This is a genomic window from Bacillus cereus group sp. RP29 (assembly GCF_040459765.1).
Lineage (GTDB): Bacteria > Bacillota > Bacilli > Bacillales > Bacillaceae_G > Bacillus_A > Bacillus_A paranthracis.
In genome coordinates, this window is sequence record NZ_JARVHN010000001.1 from 4082017 (window position 1) to 4103527 (window position 21511).

Genomic DNA, 21511 nt, shown 5'->3' on the forward strand with positions numbered 1-21511 from the left:
TAATAAATTTCTATTCGTAAAGTTACATTATATATAATTTCTTTTTGTATATAAAATTCATTGCTCACAAAAAAACTACCGAAAGAAAATCTCTCGGTAGTTTTGCTGTATTAACGATATAAACGAACAGCACCTGCAGAATTATCATCAGCTTGTCCTACTACTTCAAACTTCAGGCCAAGATTCGGTAAAATACGTCCTGCATCTGGAATCTGTTGATTAATATATGTTTTTGAATCATCAAACTTCGGTACACCCGCTAAGCCATCATACGTAAATGTTCCACGCGTTGGAGATACAACTTTCCAAGCTGGTGTTTTGTCGAATGAGAACGCCGCATCAGCAATTTGGAATCGTGTACTACTCTTAACTGTCGGTTTACCATTTAAAGTTCCTACAATTGCTTCTGGGTGAGAATCAACTACGCCAAGGAAACCGTGTCCTGGATGTACGCCAACCCAGTTATCTGTGTAAGCTGAATCCGCATACCATACAACCATACCAGTGTTAAATACTGGACCGCGTGCAAATTTCAATGCGTTATCTGCACCAGCATAGTTTCTCCACTCTACATAATAGTTATGTTTTTTCTTCTCAGTTCCGTTAGATACAACGAAGCCGTCTAATTTTAATTGTGGTGTCCCTTCTGCATCATCAGAGAATACTACTTTACCATCTACTGTTAATGAAGCATTATCAAGCGCAAATCCATTTAATGCTAAACCACCATCAGTAATGTAATCAAATGTTAATTTTACTTTCTTACCTTTGAATTGGCTTAAGTCATATGATTTGTCAATCCATTTTCCATTTGTCGAATCTGCATTTCCACTATTAGCTTTCTCACCAAGTCTTTCAATTAACGTTTGTTTACCATCTTCTGTTACAGCATGTACTTCAAGGAAGTCATACTCTGCTTCGATTTCATATAATGATTTGAAATCAAATTTTGCAGTAGTTGCATTCGTTAAATCGAACAGTGGTGTTTCCATCTTCGTATGAAGATCGTCACCTTTTGTGCTGTAGTAATACTGTTTTCCAAATGCAGGATCAATTGTTTTTACATCTTTATCAGGTAAGTTAACACGAATCATACCTGGGCGGTTAGATTTCGTAACACTTTGGTCTAAATATGTCGCTAAACCGATACCTTTATTTAATTTCTCGTAATCTACTTCTATGATATTTGCCCAGTTACCACCGATTGTTTTTTGGAAAAACTCTTTATTTTGCGGTGAGAAACTCGTTGGCGTTGTTCCTGCAATTTTACCAGCCCAGCTTCCGCCACTCATAACAGACCAAGCTTCAATTGGCTCACCTTGACCGCTATATTGTGTATCGTACTCATCCGGAAGGCCTAAATCATGACCATATTCATGTGCGAATACACCAACCGCTCCATCTTCTGGTTCAATTGTGTAGTCAAATGCTGCAATCTTTCCGCCCCAATATGGAACTTTTGCTTGCGTGCCTTCAATTGGGAATGGCTTTGGTCCAACAGTCCAGCGATGTGACCAGATTGCATCATCACCTAATTTACCACCACCTGCTTCTTGTCCAACACCCGCATGAATAATCATTAAGTGATCGATTAAACCGTCCGGTTGATTTTGATTTCCATCACCATTTACATCGTATTGATCGAACTGGTCAAACTCTGATAAATCAATGCCGCTATCTACAGCTGCTTTTAATGCATCTTTTACTAAATCACGAGGTCCTTTTGGCCCTTTATTATCATGACCACCGCTCGCAGCATCTGCACCGTAATCAGCAGCTTTACCAGGAACTGTTAACCATTTTGTAACTGTTCCGTCTACTGTATAACTACCGCCAGATTGCTCTTCATAATATTGTTTAAACGTTTCGATTTTACTTCCGTCATCTAATGTGAATGGCTCATTACCGAATAACATTTTTTCATAATGTTCTTTGTTAAAGTCTTCCGAATACATATAACCAGGTTCTTTATCGATATTGTTATGTTTAAAGTCAGCGTACTCTACAAGTAAAACGAGTACTTTATCTTTACGAACATCACCGTTATACGCTTTTTGCTTTGCCGGAGATGTTGGTACTTTACCATTTAGACCACCTTTAACTGGTCCTGTCGCTGCTGGTGTTCCTGTTGCAGGTTTGTCTAACTTTTCTTTCGTATCTGCTTTCGCATCTTTCACTTTCTTTATAAAGTCAGATGCTTCTTTCGTAAGTGGATCCCCATTTGATACTTCTTTCCCAGGATTTTCACCCTTTTTGTTCTCTACGTATTTTTCGACAGCTTTCTTTGTTTCTGTCTCTGAAGCCTTCGAATCAATTACCCCGCGTTTTTTTAGCGCATCTGCTAAACGTTCTTCCGGAATTAAATGATCATCAACTGGGCTCGTAGCTGTCTTATTAACAGGCGTTTCAGCATATGCAGACTGACCACCTGCTCCGAATGAAAGACCTAATACAGCTGTCAAAGCGATCGATGATAAAACTTTGAACGGTTTCTTGTTCATCCCTTATTTCCTCCCCTAATAAATAATATGTATTACAAATTGAATTTTATTAAAAATTCAATATTTTTTCAATATTTAGTCATATTATGTAATGTTTTTAATATATTTGTAAAAATTCCATAGTTAGCATACGAATATATCACAATTCAACAATGTTTTCTGAAAATATTGAAAATATTTGTCAGAAACTTTATAATCGCCATAGAGGGAATTTAATGGGGATTTTATCTTTGTTTTATCTACAAAATATTTGATAATTCACTACATAAATACAAAATCTGATTGTATTATCACGTATTCTGTAGCAGCAGTTATGACCGATAATTAGGGAGGAATTACATTTGTACAAAGATAAGACTGACGCATTGGATCAAGAATGGATTGATTTAATACTTGAAGCTCTAGACGCTGGTATCGCCTTGCAAGATATCGAACATTTTTTCCAACGTATGAAGCCGGCCACTCAGGCTCAATAGGTTTGTTCTTTTTAGCGAAGTTTATGTTATAATAATGACATCATAAGACGACGACATATTGATAGAAAGGTGCGCAAATATGATTGGAGAACGTATAAAACGCCTGCGTTTACAAAAAGGTATTTCATTAACTGAACTTGCCGAAAAAGCTGGCGTTGCTAAATCTTACATTAGTTCTATAGAACGAAATTTACAAAAAAACCCTTCCATTCAGTTTCTTGAAAAAATTGCAGCAGTTCTACAAATTCCAGTTGATACTCTACTTCATGATGAAACAACAAAGGAAAATCACTTAGACTCCGAATGGACACAACTCGTTAAAGATGCAATGAACTCCGGCGTCTCCAAAGAACAGTTTCGTGAATTTCTTGAATTTACAAAATGGAAGCAAGATCAAAAATAATAAATAGAAAGAAGTGCTTACAATCGGCACTTCTTTTTTCTTTATAAAAAAAAGCGGGGGATACCCGCTTTTTTATTATTTTTCTTCTCCAGCTTCTTGGTTAGCATTGAACGTCCATTCTAAATTCAATGAATCACCTTGGAAGATATTTTGGTCTTTTCCATCATCTACAAATTCAAATTGTACCCATAAATAATCCTCTGTACCAGCTTCTAATCCACCCTTTTCTCCCCACTCAGGAGCAAAGATGTCTTTAGCTAAAAGATCTGGATCAGTTTTTTGTAAGTCTGCTAAAGTTGTTTCATATACAGGCTCACTTTGTTTATCCCAGTTCCAAAGGAATTTCACTTTAACGTGCTTACCAAAGTCTTCACCAGCATTATCGCCCTTTGCATCTTTCACAGTATACTTTGTCGCTAGTTTAACGTCTTTAATTGTTAATGAACCGCTATTCTTTAATAAGAACTCTTTCTTAACAGAATCCCCTGGTTTTAAATTTTCAATATTCACAAGCGTTGTAGGGTCTAATGTAAGATCTAACGTCCCAGCTGCAAATGTATTGTTCGATACTTCTTTATCGCTAAAGTATGCGAATGTTCCTCCACCAATTAAAGATAACCCCAATGCTGCTGATGCAACTCCCATACCTAATTTCTTTTTCAGACTCACAATCAATTCCCCCTAGCTGTTTTTTTATATTTTTATTGCTATCTCTTATTTAAAATAAGAGATGTAACTAAAACTATATTAGCATTAGCTAATATTTGTTCTTTTTTAAAAACCTTATGTTCATTATAACGAACAAACCTATATAAATACAACAAATATTTATTAATATTTTCAGTTATTTTTATTTCTCAATATTATTTTGATTTTTCTGAATTTGTATACATATATTTTAAGAAACGGAATAAGTGCGAGGGAAAATACTCCCTCACACTCATTTACATCATTTTTCCCATAACTGGAGTCCGTTTATTCTAATGATTACTTATGCTTTTCATGAGTTCCTTGCTCAAGATTTTTAGCTGTCTCTACTTGTTTCTGTTCTTCTACTTTCTTCTGTTCTTCTGCTTTCTTCTGTTCTTCTGCTTTCTTCTGTTCTTCTGCTTTCTTCTGTTCTTCTGCTTTCTTCGATTCTTCTACTTTCTTCGGTTCTTCTGCTTTCTTCTCCTCTTCTGCTTTCTTCGATTCTTCTGCCTTCATTTGAACTTCTGCCTCTATCGCATCATTTAATTGTTGGTGAAGAATCTGAATTTGTTCATCAATCGCTTGCAAACTAGCTTCTTTCATAATATAATCGCGCTTCTCTTTTATACTGTGAAAACCTTCATTCACATATACGGCCACTTGTTGAATCGATTCACTTTTATTCACTTTTAATTCTTCTTGTATTTGATTATAAGGAGTTTCTATTTCAATATATACATTTTGTAGCGCTTCCTCCTCAGAAGCAATTTTCTCACGTCCTTGTTGCCACACTACAATTGCCTGTTCAATTTCTTCTATAGAAGTTACTGCCAACTTCCCCTTCATTTCTCCATACTCATGCTCAATAAACTGTTTGTGTTTCTCAGCTTCCTCTTTTAACGTATCAACTGTTTTTGGAAATATAATCGCTGTAGAAAGAGCGGCTTCCACTTTCGTTTCATGAATAAATGCAGCTTCTGTATACGTCATAATTTGAGATCCTAAATAAAACGTAATAGAGCACATACAAGGCAATATAAGCATCTTTTTTAATTTCCGAGGTGTTTTCAGCATCTTAATCTCTCCTATCGAACAAGATGTTCTCTATATAGAACGTTACTTTTATTATAATAAAGAACGATACAAAATGATAGCTATATACTAGAAAAATAGAAAAAGGACTATCCATTCGATAGCCCTTTTTCATATTATTTTGCTTCCCCTTCTGTTTGTTGTGCATCAAACGTCCAAGTTAATTGTACCTTATCGCCTTGGAATTCGTTTTGATCTTTTTTATTATCAACGAATTCAAATTTCACTTTGAATTTATCAGATTTACCTGCAGAAATACCTTTTTCATCCCAGAACCAAGCTGATAAATCGTTATCAACCGCTGTAAGTGTATCCTTCTTCAATTTATCTAATGTGGTTTTCTTCACAATAGTCTCATGTTTATCTACATTTTTTAAGAATGTTACTTCAATATGTTTACCGAAATCATCTTTATTATCTTTCTTTGTATCTTCTACTTTATATTCTGTTTGTAATAAAACCTTTTTAATATCTAAAGAGCCTTTATTTTCTAGTTTAAATTCCTTTTCAATTGTATCGCCAGGTTTTAAATTCGATACATTAACAACTGTTGATGGATTTAATGATAAATCAAGCGTACCAGCCGCAAATGTATTGTTTGACACTTCTTTATCACTGAAAAATGCAAATGTTCCTCCACCAACTAATGCTGCCCCTAACACTGCTGATGCGATACCCATACCTAATTTTTTCTTTAAAGTCATGTCCATATCCCCTTAATCTATATATTTGTTAACTTCCTAAACGGAAAGTATAACCAAATGAATTAGACGGATTGTTCTACTTTTTTCCCTTTCTTTTCGCCGTCAATGCTACGAATCGCACTAAAAATAGTAATAGCGGAATATCCTAGTAAAAAGACTCCTGGAATAATAAGAAGCAAAGCCGCTCCAGCTTTTGAACTAGCATAATTTAATGCATACCCTACATAAGGAACTGTAATATCCGCATATTTCCCAATTACATTCTCTGCACGTACTGGTTCTAAATCTGGGCCGTTGTTGTTATCCCCTTTTGTTTCATACGTTACTTTTCCATTTGTATCTTTCACACCGATAATACGGTGAGTGATAATTTTTTCATCTTTCTCTTTAAAGGTAATCACATCACCTTTTTGATATTTAGAGCCATCTTTCGTCGGCTCTATCGCAATGATTGATCCCGTTAAAAATGTTGGTTCCATCGATCCTGATAAAACTGATTTAAATTGATATCCCATCACCGTTGGATCCCCACCGCTCGCTTTTGAAGAAATAACTACAAATGCTAAGCAAATCATCAATGCAAATAAAACAAATGAGATAACGTTGCTAATCACCTTCCAAATTAATTTCATCGTTTCTCTTCCTCTCCGTTGTTTTATATTATTTGAAGTATGCAATATTCACCTTCGTTCTTTAACAAGAACACAAGTAAATAATATAACGAACAAACTAGAAATGCAATAAGAAGATTTACAATTATTAGTTATTTTTAATATAAAAAAAAAAGACTGTGACAAATTCCCTTCACAGCCCTTTAAACTAGTATTTATTTCTCTTCTGACTTTATTCCTTTTGTATTTCTACGTAGTACTACAAATAAAATAGCGCCAAATAATAGGGCAGCACCTATCCCAATACTTATTATTTTCACATTTGATTCGTTTACTTCAGGCTCGACCGTATCTTTTTTAGGCATCGCAAAAGTAACATCTTCTTTAGAAAGAACATTTACCGTCGCAATTGTTTGATTATTCTTCGTAATATCAACTGCCCCAACTACCTCACCACGATGAATTCCTTTATGATACAAAGAATCTTTATCTAATGTAGCCGCCCGGAACGTCGTCTTCACATTTTTCCCTTCATCTTTCTTAAGCATTAGTTCTGCACTTTTTTCAAGCTCACTATCAATATCTTTATTTAAATACGTTGTCTTTTGATGCCAACTATGTTTATCCAGTACAGTTTGCTTCACAAATTGACCGAAAGAATAGTCCGCCATCTGCTTTAAATCTTCATAAATTTCAGGTCTTTGAGAAGCCATTACTACATTTATAATACGATTTCCATCCTTCTCATTTAATAGAACGAGTGTATTGCGCGCTTCATTTGTAAAACCTGTCTTACCACCAATACTATATGGATTTTCAAAATAAGTAGATTTATTAAAAATAGACACCGTCTGCCTAGATGTCGTAACTGTCGTTCTTTTCGTATTCATCGCTTGCAAAATCTCAGGGTACTTTTGCACACCTCTCGTAATCATAGCCATATCATATGGCGTAGTATAATGGTTCGGATCATGCAATCCATTTGGTGTTACAAAATGACTGTCGGTAGCGCCTAATTGCTTCGCTCTCTCATTCATCATATTAGCGAAATTCTCAACACTTCCGCCAATACGCTCCGCAATCGCATACGACACATCATTTGCACTCAGCACCATTAAAATCATAAGTGCAGTATTTCTATTAATCGTCTCACCAGGTTGAAACTCAATTTGATAATTACTCTTCTCTTGATCTAATGCTAATTGTGAAAACGTAAATTGATCCTCTGGTTTCGTATGCTCCATAAGTAAAATCGCCGTTAGTACTTTCGTCATACTAGCCGGAAATGCACGATGATGTGCGTTTTTATCATACAAAACATCTCCAGTTTTCGCATCAATCGTAGTTGCAAACTGACTAAAAACATTTGGTCCTTCCTTAGGTGGTGGCGCCACTTGTTCTGGATTCACTCCAATATTCGTCTCAGCACGTAACGTCATAGGTGTCAAAAAAAATAAACAAATAACGGTAACAAAAGCCAAAATTTTCTTTAAATTTACCATATGACTCTCCCTTTTCACTATACTCTCACAGTTTAAAAATTGAATCTACCAATCTATATGTAATTTGTATTAAATTGGAAGAATATTCACTGCTTTTTACTATATCATACTTTTACGATGAAGAACATAAATATACAATAAAAAATAAGAAAGAATTATTCTTTCTTATCCTTCTCATCAATTAATGAATCTATTAAATTTTGACTAGCTTCCTCAGGTGTAATCTCATCTGTCATCCCCATAAACGACCAACCTTTAGAATCGACCCACTCAACAAACTCTTGCAAAAACTCATCATGTGTAACATCCACATCAAGAATTGAGCCATTAATTGAAATCGTTCTATTTTTAGATACGCGCATCTTGAACGTCTTCCTTACCATTACGATAATTCTCCCTTTGCTTTTGAATATTTATAAAATAATCTTGTATCTCTGTTATACATGATTTTAAGTAAATTGTAAAAAGGATATATTGGCCAATTTAGATATTAAAAATGGAAATCGCTTATCCTACATACCTCTCGTTCCATATACAAATGGTCATATTATTCAATAATTAAACCATTTAGATGAATAAGCAATCATGGTCTTTTGGAAGATATCATGCAAAATAGTATAATTTGAACAAGAGAACTAAGGTAGCTCTATTTAGCTGGACTCTTTCGTTGTAGACTTAGAGACCGATGCGAAAATTACTATTTGGTTCCTATTTCTATACATAATATCTTTGGAAAGAAGGTAGTACGGTGAAAACAACAGAAAATTTTACTGACAAGGCCGATATATATGCGAAATATCGCCCTAGTTATCCTAATGAATATATTGATTATTTGCTTTCAGCTAACGAACTAAATGAGAATCAAATTGTGGCCGATATTGGTTCAGGTACGGGGATATTTAGCCGCCAGCTGCTTGAAAGTGGTTTACATGTTATTGGAGTGGAGCCAAATGATGACATGAGAAAAATGGCAGAACAATCGTTAAAACGATATCCTCGTTTTCAATCTATAAAAGCAACTGCTGAAAATACCACTTTAAAAGAAAATAGTGTAGATTTAGTGACCGTTGCCCAAGCATTTCATTGGTTTGATAAAGAGGCTTTCAAAATCGAATGCCAACGAATTTTAAAACAAAAAGCAAACGTTGCTCTTGTTTGGAATAGTAGAGATGTAACTAGTCCACTTATTCAAGAGAACGCAGAAATTTGCCAGAAAACCTGTCCAACCTTTAAAGGCTTTAGCGGTGGAATAGATGAAACGCCAGAAATGTTTAACAGCTTTTTTAAAGATGGAAAATACGAGTTTAAAGAATATCAAAATGATTTACTTCTTGATTATGATGGATTTTTAGGAAGGAATTTATCGGCGTCCTATGCTCCGAAAAAAAATGACAAAGAGTATAAAAACTTTGTTCTTCTCCTATCAGAGTTATTCGATAAATACAGTAAGAATGGAAAAATTATTCTTCCAAACTTAACGCGAAGTTATTTGGGCAATGTGTAAACAACCAGACATAAAGTAGAACTTTAATTAGCCCTCACCGATCGGGCAAGATCATTGCATAAACCTTAAATTTATAATGCAGTACACTATATTCAAAATTAAGCAAGCACACCCCCGTCCTAAATTCAGAACGGGGTTACACTTGTTTTAGGTGATGCAATGTAATAGTTTTATTATCTTTTTACAAACAAATCACATTTTACCACACCAAATATACTAGACTTTATTACAATGGAATATATTAGGTAGCAACTATAACGAGGAGGAATTTCATGGCACATTGTACATATTTTAAAACGAAATGGAAAGTAAAAGATGTATGGTCGATACTCGTGACATTTGAAAAAGATTGTCCGTATTGTTTCGGAAGGCAATATTTATCAAAGAAGACCGTAAATGCTATGCCAGAACTTTTAAGCTTACCTTTACACTTCTTATTCCCTTTTCTTGTTCATTTGAGTGATGAAGGTCCTTTGGATTGGTATCGAAAAAAATAATATAACCGCTCTATTTTAACCCACTTTTCATTACATTCCCTACCTATATATTCCTTAATACACTACTAAATTGACTCCAAATTCTTCCTGTTCAAAAGATTACTATAAAAATATTGTAAAATTTCAGTTAATTATATATAATTGTTTTAACATAATGAGTAAAGATGCTGTTACATAAGCATTTTTGAAGATCCCGTAGCTCAGCAGGGAGAGCGCCACCTTGACAGGGTGGAGGTCGTGAGTTCGAGCCTCTCCGGGGTCATAAAAAAAGAGAAACCATATCAACTTTCTACGTGATATGGCTTCTCTTTTTTATCTAAATCAATCACTTCCCACCAAACCTCTTCTCCAAAGACTTCGCATTGGCAAACAATACTTCTTTCAAGTTATCATCTGCAACGATTTTCTAGTCACCACCTCTATCTTTGCTAAAAGCACTAGCAAAGACCATTGGCATAAAACTTCTCCCATCTATCAATCCGTATCAGTAGCACAAACTAACCACATTTTCTGCTCCCTACTATCCAACACCATCCAAGTAACATCCCACGCAACATCATAAAACCAATCTGTCCAAGGGTGATAGCTTTCAAAAACTTTAATATCTTCGTATCGATCTTGGAACATATATTGGCATACATTGACTGCTAATTGCTTTGCGATAACTGGTCGTTCCTTAAATGTTTCATATGCTCCGCCCCACAAAATTTGCGCGGCAATGCTACCATCAAGCATGACTGCCAGATGTTCTTCAAAATGAAACTTATATTTTTCTGACGTATGTATTTTTAACTCTTCTAAGTTATGCATTATATCTAAAGAGTTGAAGATTCTTCTAAAGAAGTGATCGTATCCATCTTTCAAATGTGGTATTTCTTTGAAAAAATTTTCATTATGTACTTTAAAACAGCTTATAACCGCTCCGCCATTTACGTTTTGTTCCTTGAATGTATGTATGAGTTTCTCAATAGATGAGTCATTCGTTTCAATTTCCTCAAACGTTCCCTCTTTCCATCTCATAACGCTCACTACTCTCTATTAAAAATTTGTTTCTTCATTATAAATAGCAAAATAAAACCCAGCAACTTTAAAATTGCCAGGTTATCTCTTATTTATATTCGAAAAAACAATCACAATTGTCCCAAGCACATAATGCCCTACTACCATCCACATACTCCGATCAAAAATCATAAGCGACAACCAAAGTGATATATTAATAGCAGCAAATAATACATATAAAATGAAGTCTCTTTTTTGTAGCGCCCCTCTATTCATTACAATGTAAATCGCACCGATAGGAGGAAGGATAAAACAAAGGAAAAAGACAAACGTTTTTCTTAACGACCATGGATATGAAGTTACTGTCTGCATAGGAATCTCCTTTTCACTTTATAATACTTTTAACATTGGCCTCACAATTCTATATTCTTCACCATCAGGCTCCTTTATGATTAAAGGTGAGTGGGGACCTTTTTCTTCTTCTATCATTGTGAATACTTCTGTTTTTTCCTGTACTATGTTGGATTCACTATTTTTAATAGGTTTTTCACTTGTTTCAATTTTCTTTGTTACTTCTCCTAGCCTTTGCCCGACTTCTTCTGCTTTGGCATGTTCATTCGTAACATAATATTCTTGCCCCTCCCATACTAACATAGGTGGCACTTGTTCTCGTTTGTTACATATTATATAAGTAGTACTAGCTACAAGTAATAGACATGTTAATAAAAAGAAGATAGTTTTTTTATTCATATACTATTCTCCCTATCCATCATTTTATTAAATTATATAATATCCGTTATATGTGGTAAATGGATTTATTGGGAATTTTCGGATTTTCAACTTAAAAGAAAAACCTTACTCAAGTAAGGTTACATTTTTACATTCTATAGTGACCGATTTATTAAAACGATCATTACGATAATCGCTATAAACATAACAACTAAACAGCCGATCATTTTATAAAAGCCTCTTTTCGTTAACGTCCCGCCTTGCACGTCTTTACGAATAAATAAGAATACGGCTAAAAATAATACAAGCCCAATGCCAAAAGCATACATCATTTGCATATGTTAATCTTCCTTTCTTTTTTCCATCTTAATATCTTTTTGCCAAAACAACAAACGAGATAAAAACTGTACTCATTGTAAGTGCCATTAGTATGTTCAATAGTTCAGTAGCAGATAGTGTAAGTATTTTTAAGTTTAAGCCGATAGAGAAAAGAAGATAATACGCTGTTAATGCAAAAAAGCTGAAGAACATTCCTTTATAACGAATAAGTTTCATTCGCTCATCTTTTTCTTTAAATTGTGGGTGTAAATAACTTAAGCAAAAACACATAATCATCATACCAAGTAATGGATAAGTTGCTTCTGGCGGTGCGGAATGCGTCATTATACCTGTTAATATCATAAATCCACTCATGAATAGAAAAATAATTCCCATGATAACGAAGTACTTTTGTGAATAGTTCATCTTTATTCCTCCCCTTCTTTTCCTTCATAAATAAATACATGTTCTATCGTTGTCTGAAATGTTTTCGCGATTTCAAATGCTAATAGAAGAAACTTTTTAATTTCAGCACGTCTATTTTGAAACAAAATACGGAACACTGTAACTAACAGTTACTATATCTCCTCCTCTCTTTTTTTAAAATTTAATATCTCCATATTTGTTTTATCCTTTTAAAATATTTCATTTATCCCTTTATTCGGCGAAATGTGTTATTGGTTTTACGGTGTTTTTCGTCATATTTATAGAAACTAACTGTTTATGAAGCATTTTTTATGTTTAGCAACTTTTTTTGTAGAAATCCTTCACTTTCCTTTCAATATTTAACACTATCTAAATAAAGTTTACGCTAAATTCATAATTTTTTATTTTTTATACTATATTCCGTTATATTGTTGTATAATATCAATGAAAGCGCTTATTATTTCAATATACATAATTCGAACTTATTTTTATCGAAACATTCTAACTATTATACTTATATTTACATGCAACAATTTTAGTTATTCGTATAGGTATACCAAATATATCCACCCTATTTTTCTGTAAAATTACTTTATAACATGAAAGATTAACTTGGGTGATAAGTTATTGTGAATGTTTTTTTACAAAACAGATAAGTAATAGTGTTTGGTATTATGTAAATTATTGTAATAACATAAGAGTAAAGAAAAACATTTACATTGATTATTGGTTCATCAATTATTGAAAAGAGCAAAATGCACCTTTTTGTATGGAAAAAGGATTATATGCATTGGGAGGTTTAAACAAATGACGAGGAAGAATACAACGACAAACCCTTGGGCCAAGTTCCACGGTCCGAACCTTGGTTATGTTATTGAACAGTATGATCTTTACGTAACTGGAGCAGGTTCTGTTGATCCGGAATTACAAGAGCTTTTTGAAATTTTTGGAGCTCCTTCGTTTCAAGATGATGTCGTAACAGGGGACAACACAGCAACACATTTTTCTCCTCAAAACACAGGGAACATTGAAAAAATTCTTAAAGTCGTTCAGCTTGTTGAACAGATTCGTTCTTTCGGGCATACGTTGGCTCACATCAATCCGATGGAAGATGCTACAAATGGACAATCTCTTCTTGAGAAAGCAATGAACGAACTGAGCGACGCTGATTTGAAAGCGATTCCAGCAAAAACAGTATGGCAAGATGCACCAGAAGGTATTCACACTGCACTTGATGTAATTCATAGATTAAAAGAAGTGTATACACAAACTTTAGCTTATGAATTTTCTCATATACAAGATAGTGAAGAACGCGCGTGGTTGCATCAAATGGTGGAATCAAATTCATTGCGTCAACCACTATCAAATCAAAAACGAACTGCTCTTTTAAAACGTTTAACAGCTGTTGAAGGTTTCGAGCAATTCTTGCATAAAACATTCGTTGGGCAAAAGCGTTTCTCTATCGAGGGCGTTGATATGCTTGTACCCGTTCTAGATGAAATTGTGCTAGAAGGTGCTAAAAACGGCGTAGAAGATGTCATGATTGGTATGGCTCACCGCGGTCGCCTAAGCGTACTTGCACACGTATTAGAAAAACCATATAGTCACATGTTTGCTGAGTTCAAACATGCAAAAATAGAAGGCGCAGTAGCAAACTCTGGTTGGACTGGCGACGTAAAATATCATTTAGGTAGAGAACAAGTCGTTAGTAACGAAGAAGTTAGTACTCGCGTTACATTAGCAAATAACCCAAGTCACCTTGAGTTCGTGAATCCTGTTGTAGAAGGTTTCGCACGTGCGGCTCAAGAAAACCGTAAAAAATCTGGTCTTCCAGAACAAGATACTTCAAAATCATTCGTAATTTTAGTTCACGGTGATGCTGCATTCCCTGGTCAAGGTATTGTATCTGAGACACTCAACTTAAGCAGATTGAATGCATATCAAACAGGCGGAACAATTCATGTTATCGCAAACAATGCAGTTGGTTTTACGACTGATAGCTATGATTCTCGTTCTACGAAATATTCAAGTGACCTTGCAAAAGGTTTCGATATTCCGATTGTTCACGTCAATGCTGATGATCCAGAAGCTTGTCTTGCTGCTGCTAATCTTGCGATTCAATATCGCATGTTGTTCAAAAAAGATTTCTTAATCGATTTAATTGGTTACCGCCGCTACGGTCATAACGAAATGGATGATCCAGCAGTTACACAACCACAAGTGTACAAAAAGATTAAAAATCACCCAACTGTAAGAGCAATTTATGCAGATCAATTACAAGCTGCTGGTGTTCTAAATGCAGATGAAATTGAAACAATTACACAGTTTACGCAAGAGCAATTAAAATCTGACTATGCACAAGTACCGCCAGCTGATACGAGCGATGCAACAATTCACGTTAAAGTGCCAGATGTCGTTGCAAAGGGCATTCAGTCAATTGATACTGGTGTTGAGCTTGATTCACTTCGTGCAATTAATGAAGGTCTGCTATCTTGGCCAGAAGGCTTTAACGTATATCCGAAAGTGAAGAAAATTCTTGAGCGCCGTAAAGACGCTCTTGAAGAGAACGGTAAAATTGAATGGGCACTTGCTGAATCATTAGCATTCGCTTCTATTTTACAAGAAGGTACACCAATTCGTTTAACTGGTCAAGATTCACAGCGTGGTACATTCGCGCATCGTCACATCGTATTACACGATACGGATACAAATGAAACATATTCACCATTACATCGCTTACCAAACATCAACGCTTCATTCTCTGTTCATAACAGTCCATTATCAGAAGCTGCTGTTGTTGGTTACGAGTATGGTTATAACGTATTCGCTCCAGAAACGCTTGTTATGTGGGAAGCGCAATATGGTGACTTCTCAAATACTGCGCAAGCATTATTTGATCAATATGTTTCAGCTGGAAGAGCAAAATGGGGTCAAAAATCTGGTTTAGTTCTTCTATTACCACACGGTTATGAAGGTCAAGGGCCAGAGCACTCTAGTGCGCGTCCTGAACGTTTCTTACAGTTAGCTGCTGAGAACAACTGGACAGTTGCAAACTTAACGAGCGCGGCACAATATTTCCATATCCTGCGTCGTCAAGCATCTATCTTAGGAACAGAAGCTGTTCGACCATTAGTATTGATGACGCCGAAAAGTTTATTACGTCACCCACTTACGCTTTCAACTGCTAGTCAGTTAAGCGAAGGACGTTTCCAACCTGCTTTAGAACAAGAAAACCTTGGCATGAAACCAAACAAAGTAAAACGTCTTGTTTTAAGTACAGGTAAAATGGCGATTGACTTAGCAGCAGAAATCGAGTCTGGTAAGCATGAGTACAACTTAGATGAAATTCATATCGTTCGTATTGAACAGTTGTACCCATTCCCTGCTGAGAAAGTTCAATCTATTATTAAACGCTTTAAAAACTTAGAAGAAATTATTTGGGTTCAAGAAGAGCCTCGTAATATGGGCGCATGGCATTACATGGCTCCAATTCTGTTCGAACTAGCTGGAGATAAAGTGAAAACAGGTTATATTGGACGCCCAGATCGCTCTAGCCCATCTGGCGGCGATCCATTCGCTCACAAAGCTGAGCAAGAACTAATTGTTTCACACGCTTTAGACGTGAAGTATAACTTCCGTCAAGATAAACTAGAAATTGAAGTTTTCAGCAACTAAAAAGTAACAATGAAGATTTCTAGCTTGTTCCTTGGGCAGATATTCTGCCCAAGGTCAGGCTAACAAATGGAGATTACCGAAGACAAAAGAAGAAAAAACACACCGTTAGGCAAATAAGGGGAGGACATTTAAAATGATCGAAATTAAAGTACCTGAGCTTGCAGAATCTATTACTGAAGGAACTATCTCACAATGGCTTATCAACGTAGGCGACAAAGTTGAGAAAGGTGGCAGCGTTGTTGAGCTTGAAACTGATAAAGTCAATGTAGAAATCATTGCAGAAGATTCAGGTATTGTATCGAAGTTACTAGGCGAACCTGGGGATACAGTTGAAGTTGGCGCAACTATCGCAATTTTAGATGCAAACGGAGCACCAGTTGCAGTAAGTACGCCTGCACCGTTGGCTGAGCAACCAAAACAAGAAACAGCTGAAGCACCAAAAGCTGCGGCACCAAGTGCTGAACAAACTGCAACTTTACAAGGTTTACCAAATACAAACCGTCCTATCGCATCACCAGCTGCTAGAAAAATGGCTCGTGAATTAGGAATCGACTTAAACGACGTACGTAGCACAGATCCACTTGGCCGTGTGAGACCACACGATGTACAAGCTCATGCTGCAGCACCAAAAGAAGCACCAGCTGCTCCAAAAAGTCCAGCTCCTGCTCCAGTTGCAAAAACTGAATTCGAAAAACCAGTTGAGCGCGTGAAAATGTCCCGCCGCCGTCAAACAATTGCAAAACGTCTTGTAGAAGTTCAACAAACATCTGCAATGTTAACAACATTTAACGAAGTTGATATGACTGCAATCATGGAATTACGTAAAGAGCGTAAAGATGCTTTCGAGAAAAAACATGATGTACGTCTTGGTTTCATGTCATTCTTCACAAAAGCAGTTGTTGCAGCATTAAAACAATTCCCATTATTAAATGCTGAAATTCAAGGCGACGAGCTTATCATTAAAAAATTCTATGATATCGGTATTGCAGTAGCAGCTCCAGATGGATTAGTTGTTCCAGTTGTACGCGATGCGAACCAATTAAACTTCGCTGAAATCGAAAGCGAAATTCGTGAATTAGGTAAAAAAGCACGTGATAACAAACTTTCACTAAAAGAACTACAAGGTGGTACATTTACAATTACAAACGGTGGTGTGTTCGGTTCTCTAATGTCAACACCGATCCTAAACAGCCCACAAGTTGGTATTTTAGGAATGCACAAAATCCAAGTACGTCCAGTTGCAATCGATAACGAACGTATGGAAAACCGCCCAATGATGTACATCGCTTTATCTTACGATCACCGTATTGTTGATGGTAAAGAAGCAGTTAGCTTCCTTGTTGCTGTTAAAGATATGCTTGAAGATCCAAAATCATTATTATTAGAAGGTTGATAGATTTATAATCTATTACAAGCTGTAGAATATATCATTCTACAGCTTTTTTTATTGCATTCATACGGGACAAATCGCATGACATAAGTTAATAATGTATGCCTAAAAAGTAAGGAGGATTAAAATGAGTAACCTTCCAGCACATGCAAAACTAAAAGCAAATAAAGATACTTTCTTCCTCCCCGACTCAAACGGGGGTGTCTATTTTCGAAATAACGCCAGTTCATTTCGTATGGACGGTGACGGAATTTATAACTGGATTGAAAAATTAATGCCAATGTTTAACGGTAATTATTCTTTAGCAGAAATAACGGATGGTCTCCCTCTCCCCTATCAAAATCGTGTATTTGAAATTGGAGAGATTTTATATACAAATGGGTTTGTCCGTGATGTAAGTCAAGATGCACCTCATGAATTAAACAGTGCATTACTTGATAGATATGCTTCGCAAATTGAATTTCTAGAAGCAGATTCTCATTCAGGCGCTTTAAAATTCGAAACGTACCGCAATGCAAATGTACTTATAATCGGCTCTGGAGATATGCTTACTTCCTTAGTTTCTTCTTTATTAGAATCCGGATTACCTACCTTTCATTACCTTGTGACAGATTATGAAGAAACGAATTACGACCGTATTCACGAGCTAGTAGAACTTGCGCATGAAGTAGATGATGCTGTACTTGTTCAAGAAATAGATACAACAATTGATCGTCCCCTGCATGAAGTGTTCGAGCCTTTCGACTGGATTTTATACGTTTCGCAAAATGGAGATATCGAAGGACTAAGAGCAGCTCACACGATTTGCAAGGAAGTAGGAAAGAACTTCATACCAGCCGTTTGTTTATCAACACTTGGTATAGCTGGTCCTGTCGTAATGGCTAATCGTGAAGAATGCTGGGAATCCGCATGGCATCGGCTACATGAAACAACTTTACAAAATGAATATTCATCAGCTTCATTTTCACCAATTACATCTGCAATGCTAGCAAATATAATCGTTTTTGAATTATTTAAGCACGTTGCTAATGATTCTTACCGAGAAAAAGAACCTCAATTCTTTTTATTAAATTATGAAACACTCGAAGGAGCATGGCATCCTTTTATAAAACATCCTCTCGCCACTGATGAAAGTTTTACAATTGATACGATAGAAAACCTTTCTGAACAACTTGAGCATCGGTCTAACCAACATACCTCAACTGATTTATTCCGCTTTTTCGATTCATTAACTTCTAAAGAAACTGGTATATTCCATGTATGGGATGAACAAGATTTATATCAATTACCATTATCACAATGCAATATTCAAGTAGCTACACCGCTATCAGATGGTCCAACTTCCCTCCTTCCTCTTATGACTTGCGCTGGTTTGACTCATAACGAAGCGCGCCGAGAAGCTGGTTTAACAGGAATTGAAACCTATGTAACAGAAATTATGCACCGCCTTATCCCTGAACATAACGATATCGGTATTGGCGCTGGAGAAACGATGACAGAGGGTGTATACCGGGCACTACAACAACATTTAAATCACAAATTGTATGAACGACAATCACATATGCTAGAAGAAATTACGACGGTCGACTTAACGGACATTCATGATAAACATTGTAGATATTATTACGATGCCCTCGCTACCATTCATGAAACACCTAAAATCGCAATGGGTGAAGAGATTCTCAGCTTTCCAGTCGTTTGGGTTGGTATACATGATCGATGGTACGGTGCATCTAATATTAATATGACGTTAGCGTTACGAAACGCACTACAACTATCGCTTCTTCATATTCAAAATGAAGAAACTCCTTACAGAGCTAATATCTTGCCGGAATCCTCTATTATTTTATATGACACGGATTCTTTTAGGTTAGAAATACAAGCAGAAGAAGAAATTCCAAGTACGCAATCTGTACAGCTTGCCCTGCAACATTTAGAAGAACATCATTTTTATCCATTCGTGTTTGATTTAGCGATTGAATCATTTTTGAAAGAAAACTTAGATGGTGTGTACGGGGTATTAATTGCAAAGGAGGACGGTCTATGACTCAAAATATATTACTTATAGGGGATGGCATTCTTGCAGACTATGTACATGATCGATTATGCAAACAATATTCCATCATTCGCCAACATACAATTGCAGACGAACTCCCTGAAAATATCGATCTCGCTCTCGTATTACACGACGGCTCTCCTTCTACTATTCATCATGACGCTGAGCTAATTTTCCGTTCAAATCATATTCCGTGGCTACGTGGTTTTACTTCATTTGGTGAAGGTATTATCGGTCCTTATATTCATCCTCTTGCAGCAGGATGTACTCATTGTGCCGATGGACGACGCTTTATCGCTGGATTTGATCAAAAAGAGATGTGGGAGCTACAACGAAAATATGCGGTAAAAGAAGAAAACGTAACAAGGCGTGATGTACGTGCCACCCAAAATGGCATTCTGCAAATGTGCCATCTTATTTGCGCAGAAACAGAGAAAATATTAACTCATACTCATTCTTCTTTAGAAAATGAACTCATTTTACTAAACTTACAAACACTGCAATGTACGCGGCATTCTTTTCTTCCAGATCCGCTCTGTCCTGTATGTAGTAATTTGCCTGATGACACGGCAGATGCAGCAGCGATTTCATTACAACCGAGCTTAAAAACAAGTGATGCAACATATCGCTGTCGTTCCATTCATGAACTAAACACATTTTTAACGAAGGACTATTTAGATTACCGAGTCGGTATGTTGAACGGAAAAATGCAGCATTCTTTATTACCATTTGCTGACGTTATTATAAACATGCCATTAATGTTTGGAAATGAAGGGGTTGCAGGCCGAACTCTTTCATTTGCAATAAGTGAAGCAACTGCTATTTTAGAAGGTTTAGAGCGATATTGTGGTATGTCACCTCGAGGGAAAAAGACAAATGTGCATGCTAGTTTTCATGATGTAGAGGATCATGCACTAAATCCCCTTACGCTCGGTGTACATACAAATGAACACTATAATCGTGATGGTTTTCCATTTAAACCGTTTGACCCTGACTATGAACAAAACTGGGTATGGGGATATTCATTGTCACAAAACCGTCCAATTTTAGTTCCTGAATCAATCGCTTATTATAGCCTCGGTCATCGAGATGCTTACGTATATGAAACATCAAATGGATGTGCTATTGGTGGTAGTTTAGAAGAAGCAATTTTTCACGGTATTTTAGAAGTTGTAGAGCGTGACGCCTTTTTGCTCACTTGGTATGCCGAATTACCTCTTCCCCGCCTTGATCTTAGTTCAGCAAATGATACGGAATTACAATTAATGATTCAGCGGCTGTACACGATTACCGGTTATGAATTACATGCTTTTAACGCAACGATGGAACACGGCATCCCAAGCTTATGGGTAATCGCGAAAAATACGCGTGAAAATGGAATGAACGTTGTTTGTGCTGGAGGCTCTCATTTGGACCCAGTCCGTGCTTTAAAGAGTGCCATCCATGAAATAGCAGGCATGTTACTTATAACAGACGATGAACTCGAACAAAAAAGAGAGCACTACGAAAATTGCTTACAAGACCCTTATCTCGTAAATAAAATGGAAGACCATAGTATGCTGTACGGATTGAAAGAAGCAGAAGAACGTCTTCACTTCCTTTTACGTGACGATGCTCCGGTGCAATCGTTCCAAGAAATGAACGGATTACAATCAGTTGATCTGGATTTAACATCCGATCTTAATCAACTTGTAAACCGCCTGCAGCAAACCGGACTTGACGTAATCGTTGTAAATCAAACAGTACCTCTTATAGAAAAAAACGGATTGCATTGTGTAAAAGTCATTATTCCAGGCATGCTACCGATGACGTTCGGTCACCATCTCACTCGACTTACAGGGCTAGATCGAGTGTATACCGTACCGATGACACTTGGATATACAGACGAACCTTTAACGACTGAACAATTAAATCCACATCCGCACCCGTTTCCATAGT

General features: G+C 36.2%; 20 protein-coding genes, 1 tRNA gene and 1 pseudogene. 9 read left to right on the top strand and 13 right to left on the bottom strand.

Features of this window, described 5'->3' with window-relative positions:
• Positions 1-110: 110 nt before the first annotated feature.
• Positions 111-2501 carry a M6 family metalloprotease immune inhibitor InhA1 gene (gene inhA1, locus QCI47_RS21620; protein ID WP_074543482.1) on the bottom strand — a complete coding sequence of 797 codons (2391 nt, stop codon included), beginning with the start codon at positions 2499-2501 and terminating at the stop codon, positions 111-113.
• A 341-nt stretch (positions 2502-2842) separates the two neighbouring features.
• On the opposite strand from inhA1, the gene QCI47_RS21625 reads away from it, so the two are divergent.
• Together QCI47_RS21625 and QCI47_RS21630 are read left to right on the top strand one after the other, a co-directional pair.
• Complete coding sequence (locus tag QCI47_RS21625) at positions 2843-2977, top strand: anti-repressor SinI family protein (RefSeq protein WP_000276215.1); 135 nt, start codon at positions 2843-2845, stop codon at positions 2975-2977.
• 79 nt (positions 2978-3056) lie between these two features.
• The gene (locus QCI47_RS21630; RefSeq protein ID WP_000578880.1) at positions 3057-3380 is read left to right on the top strand and encodes a helix-turn-helix domain-containing protein; all 324 of its coding nucleotides are present in this window, start codon (positions 3057-3059) and stop codon (positions 3378-3380) included.
• Positions 3381-3455: 75 nt separating this feature from the next.
• Here QCI47_RS21630 and calY read toward each other — a convergent pair whose 3' ends face one another.
• The 6 genes from calY to QCI47_RS21660 form a co-directional block, all read right to left on the bottom strand.
• Positions 3456-4049, bottom strand: a complete 594-nt coding sequence (gene calY / locus QCI47_RS21635) for a biofilm matrix protein CalY (RefSeq protein WP_061131183.1) — start codon at positions 4047-4049, stop codon at positions 3456-3458.
• Between the two features lie 318 nt (positions 4050-4367).
• Positions 4368-5144 (bottom strand): DUF4047 domain-containing protein, encoded by a 777-nt coding sequence (locus tag QCI47_RS21640; RefSeq protein WP_309422134.1) that lies wholly within the window; start codon positions 5142-5144, stop codon positions 4368-4370.
• Between the two features lie 134 nt (positions 5145-5278).
• Complete coding sequence (locus QCI47_RS21645) at positions 5279-5866, bottom strand: TasA family protein (protein WP_061131181.1); 588 nt, start codon at positions 5864-5866, stop codon at positions 5279-5281.
• Between the two features lie 62 nt (positions 5867-5928).
• Positions 5929-6498 (bottom strand): signal peptidase I SipW, encoded by a 570-nt coding sequence (gene sipW / locus QCI47_RS21650; RefSeq protein WP_061131180.1) that lies wholly within the window; start codon positions 6496-6498, stop codon positions 5929-5931.
• A gap of 194 nt (positions 6499-6692) precedes the next feature.
• Positions 6693-7979: a D-alanyl-D-alanine carboxypeptidase family protein gene (locus QCI47_RS21655; protein WP_242301744.1), complete on the bottom strand. Its 1287-nt coding sequence runs from the start codon at positions 7977-7979 to the stop codon at positions 6693-6695.
• A gap of 155 nt (positions 7980-8134) precedes the next feature.
• The gene (locus tag QCI47_RS21660) at positions 8135-8362 is read right to left on the bottom strand and encodes a hypothetical protein (RefSeq protein WP_000251858.1); all 228 of its coding nucleotides are present in this window, start codon (positions 8360-8362) and stop codon (positions 8135-8137) included.
• A gap of 365 nt (positions 8363-8727) precedes the next feature.
• On the opposite strand from QCI47_RS21660, the gene QCI47_RS21665 reads away from it, so the two are divergent.
• The 3 genes from QCI47_RS21665 (at position 8728) to QCI47_RS21675 (ending at position 10242) form a co-directional block, all read left to right on the top strand.
• On the top strand, positions 8728-9483 hold the full coding sequence (locus QCI47_RS21665) for a class I SAM-dependent methyltransferase (RefSeq protein ID WP_285000898.1): 756 nt from the start codon (positions 8728-8730) through the stop codon (positions 9481-9483).
• A gap of 272 nt (positions 9484-9755) precedes the next feature.
• Positions 9756-9980 (top strand): hypothetical protein, encoded by a 225-nt coding sequence (locus QCI47_RS21670; protein ID WP_353811946.1) that lies wholly within the window; start codon positions 9756-9758, stop codon positions 9978-9980.
• A 189-nt stretch (positions 9981-10169) separates the two neighbouring features.
• A tRNA-Val gene (locus tag QCI47_RS21675) sits at positions 10170-10242 on the top strand.
• A 212-nt stretch (positions 10243-10454) separates the two neighbouring features.
• On the opposite strand, the gene QCI47_RS21680 is transcribed toward QCI47_RS21675, so the two are convergent.
• From QCI47_RS21680 to QCI47_RS21705, 6 genes and pseudogenes are all read right to left on the bottom strand, one after another.
• Positions 10455-11000, bottom strand: coding sequence for a hypothetical protein (locus tag QCI47_RS21680; RefSeq protein WP_113732393.1), 546 nt, complete (start codon positions 10998-11000; stop codon positions 10455-10457).
• An 81-nt stretch (positions 11001-11081) separates the two neighbouring features.
• The gene (locus tag QCI47_RS21685) at positions 11082-11351 is read right to left on the bottom strand and encodes a hypothetical protein (protein WP_309422119.1); all 270 of its coding nucleotides are present in this window, start codon (positions 11349-11351) and stop codon (positions 11082-11084) included.
• Positions 11352-11369: 18 nt separating this feature from the next.
• Positions 11370-11729, bottom strand: coding sequence for a hypothetical protein (locus QCI47_RS21690; RefSeq protein WP_309422117.1), 360 nt, complete (start codon positions 11727-11729; stop codon positions 11370-11372).
• Positions 11730-11863: 134 nt separating this feature from the next.
• Positions 11864-12046 (bottom strand): DUF3976 domain-containing protein, encoded by a 183-nt coding sequence (locus QCI47_RS21695; RefSeq protein ID WP_001178301.1) that lies wholly within the window; start codon positions 12044-12046, stop codon positions 11864-11866.
• A 28-nt stretch (positions 12047-12074) separates the two neighbouring features.
• Positions 12075-12452, bottom strand: a complete 378-nt coding sequence (locus tag QCI47_RS21700) for a hypothetical protein (RefSeq protein WP_001109908.1) — start codon at positions 12450-12452, stop codon at positions 12075-12077.
• A gap of 2 nt (positions 12453-12454) precedes the next feature.
• Positions 12455-12541: pseudogene (locus QCI47_RS21705) on the bottom strand (transcriptional regulator); the annotation flags it as partial.
• 718 nt (positions 12542-13259) lie between these two features.
• Here QCI47_RS21705 and odhA point away from each other — a divergent pair.
• The 4 genes from odhA to QCI47_RS21725 all read left to right on the top strand — a co-directional run bounded on the left by odhA (position 13260) and on the right by QCI47_RS21725 (position 21510).
• The gene (gene odhA, locus QCI47_RS21710; protein ID WP_242301443.1) at positions 13260-16127 is read left to right on the top strand and encodes a 2-oxoglutarate dehydrogenase E1 component; all 2868 of its coding nucleotides are present in this window, start codon (positions 13260-13262) and stop codon (positions 16125-16127) included.
• Between the two features lie 133 nt (positions 16128-16260).
• Positions 16261-17520, top strand: coding sequence for a 2-oxoglutarate dehydrogenase complex dihydrolipoyllysine-residue succinyltransferase (gene odhB / locus QCI47_RS21715; RefSeq protein ID WP_000569915.1), 1260 nt, complete (start codon positions 16261-16263; stop codon positions 17518-17520).
• 124 nt (positions 17521-17644) lie between these two features.
• Positions 17645-19564 (top strand): putative thiazole-containing bacteriocin maturation protein, encoded by a 1920-nt coding sequence (locus QCI47_RS21720; RefSeq protein ID WP_061131565.1) that lies wholly within the window; start codon positions 17645-17647, stop codon positions 19562-19564.
• Positions 19561-21510: a TOMM precursor leader peptide-binding protein gene (locus tag QCI47_RS21725; RefSeq protein ID WP_061131564.1), complete on the top strand. Its 1950-nt coding sequence runs from the start codon at positions 19561-19563 to the stop codon at positions 21508-21510. The genes QCI47_RS21720 and QCI47_RS21725 overlap by 4 nt, the downstream gene beginning before the upstream one ends.
• The last annotated feature ends 1 nt before the right edge of the window (position 21511 follow it).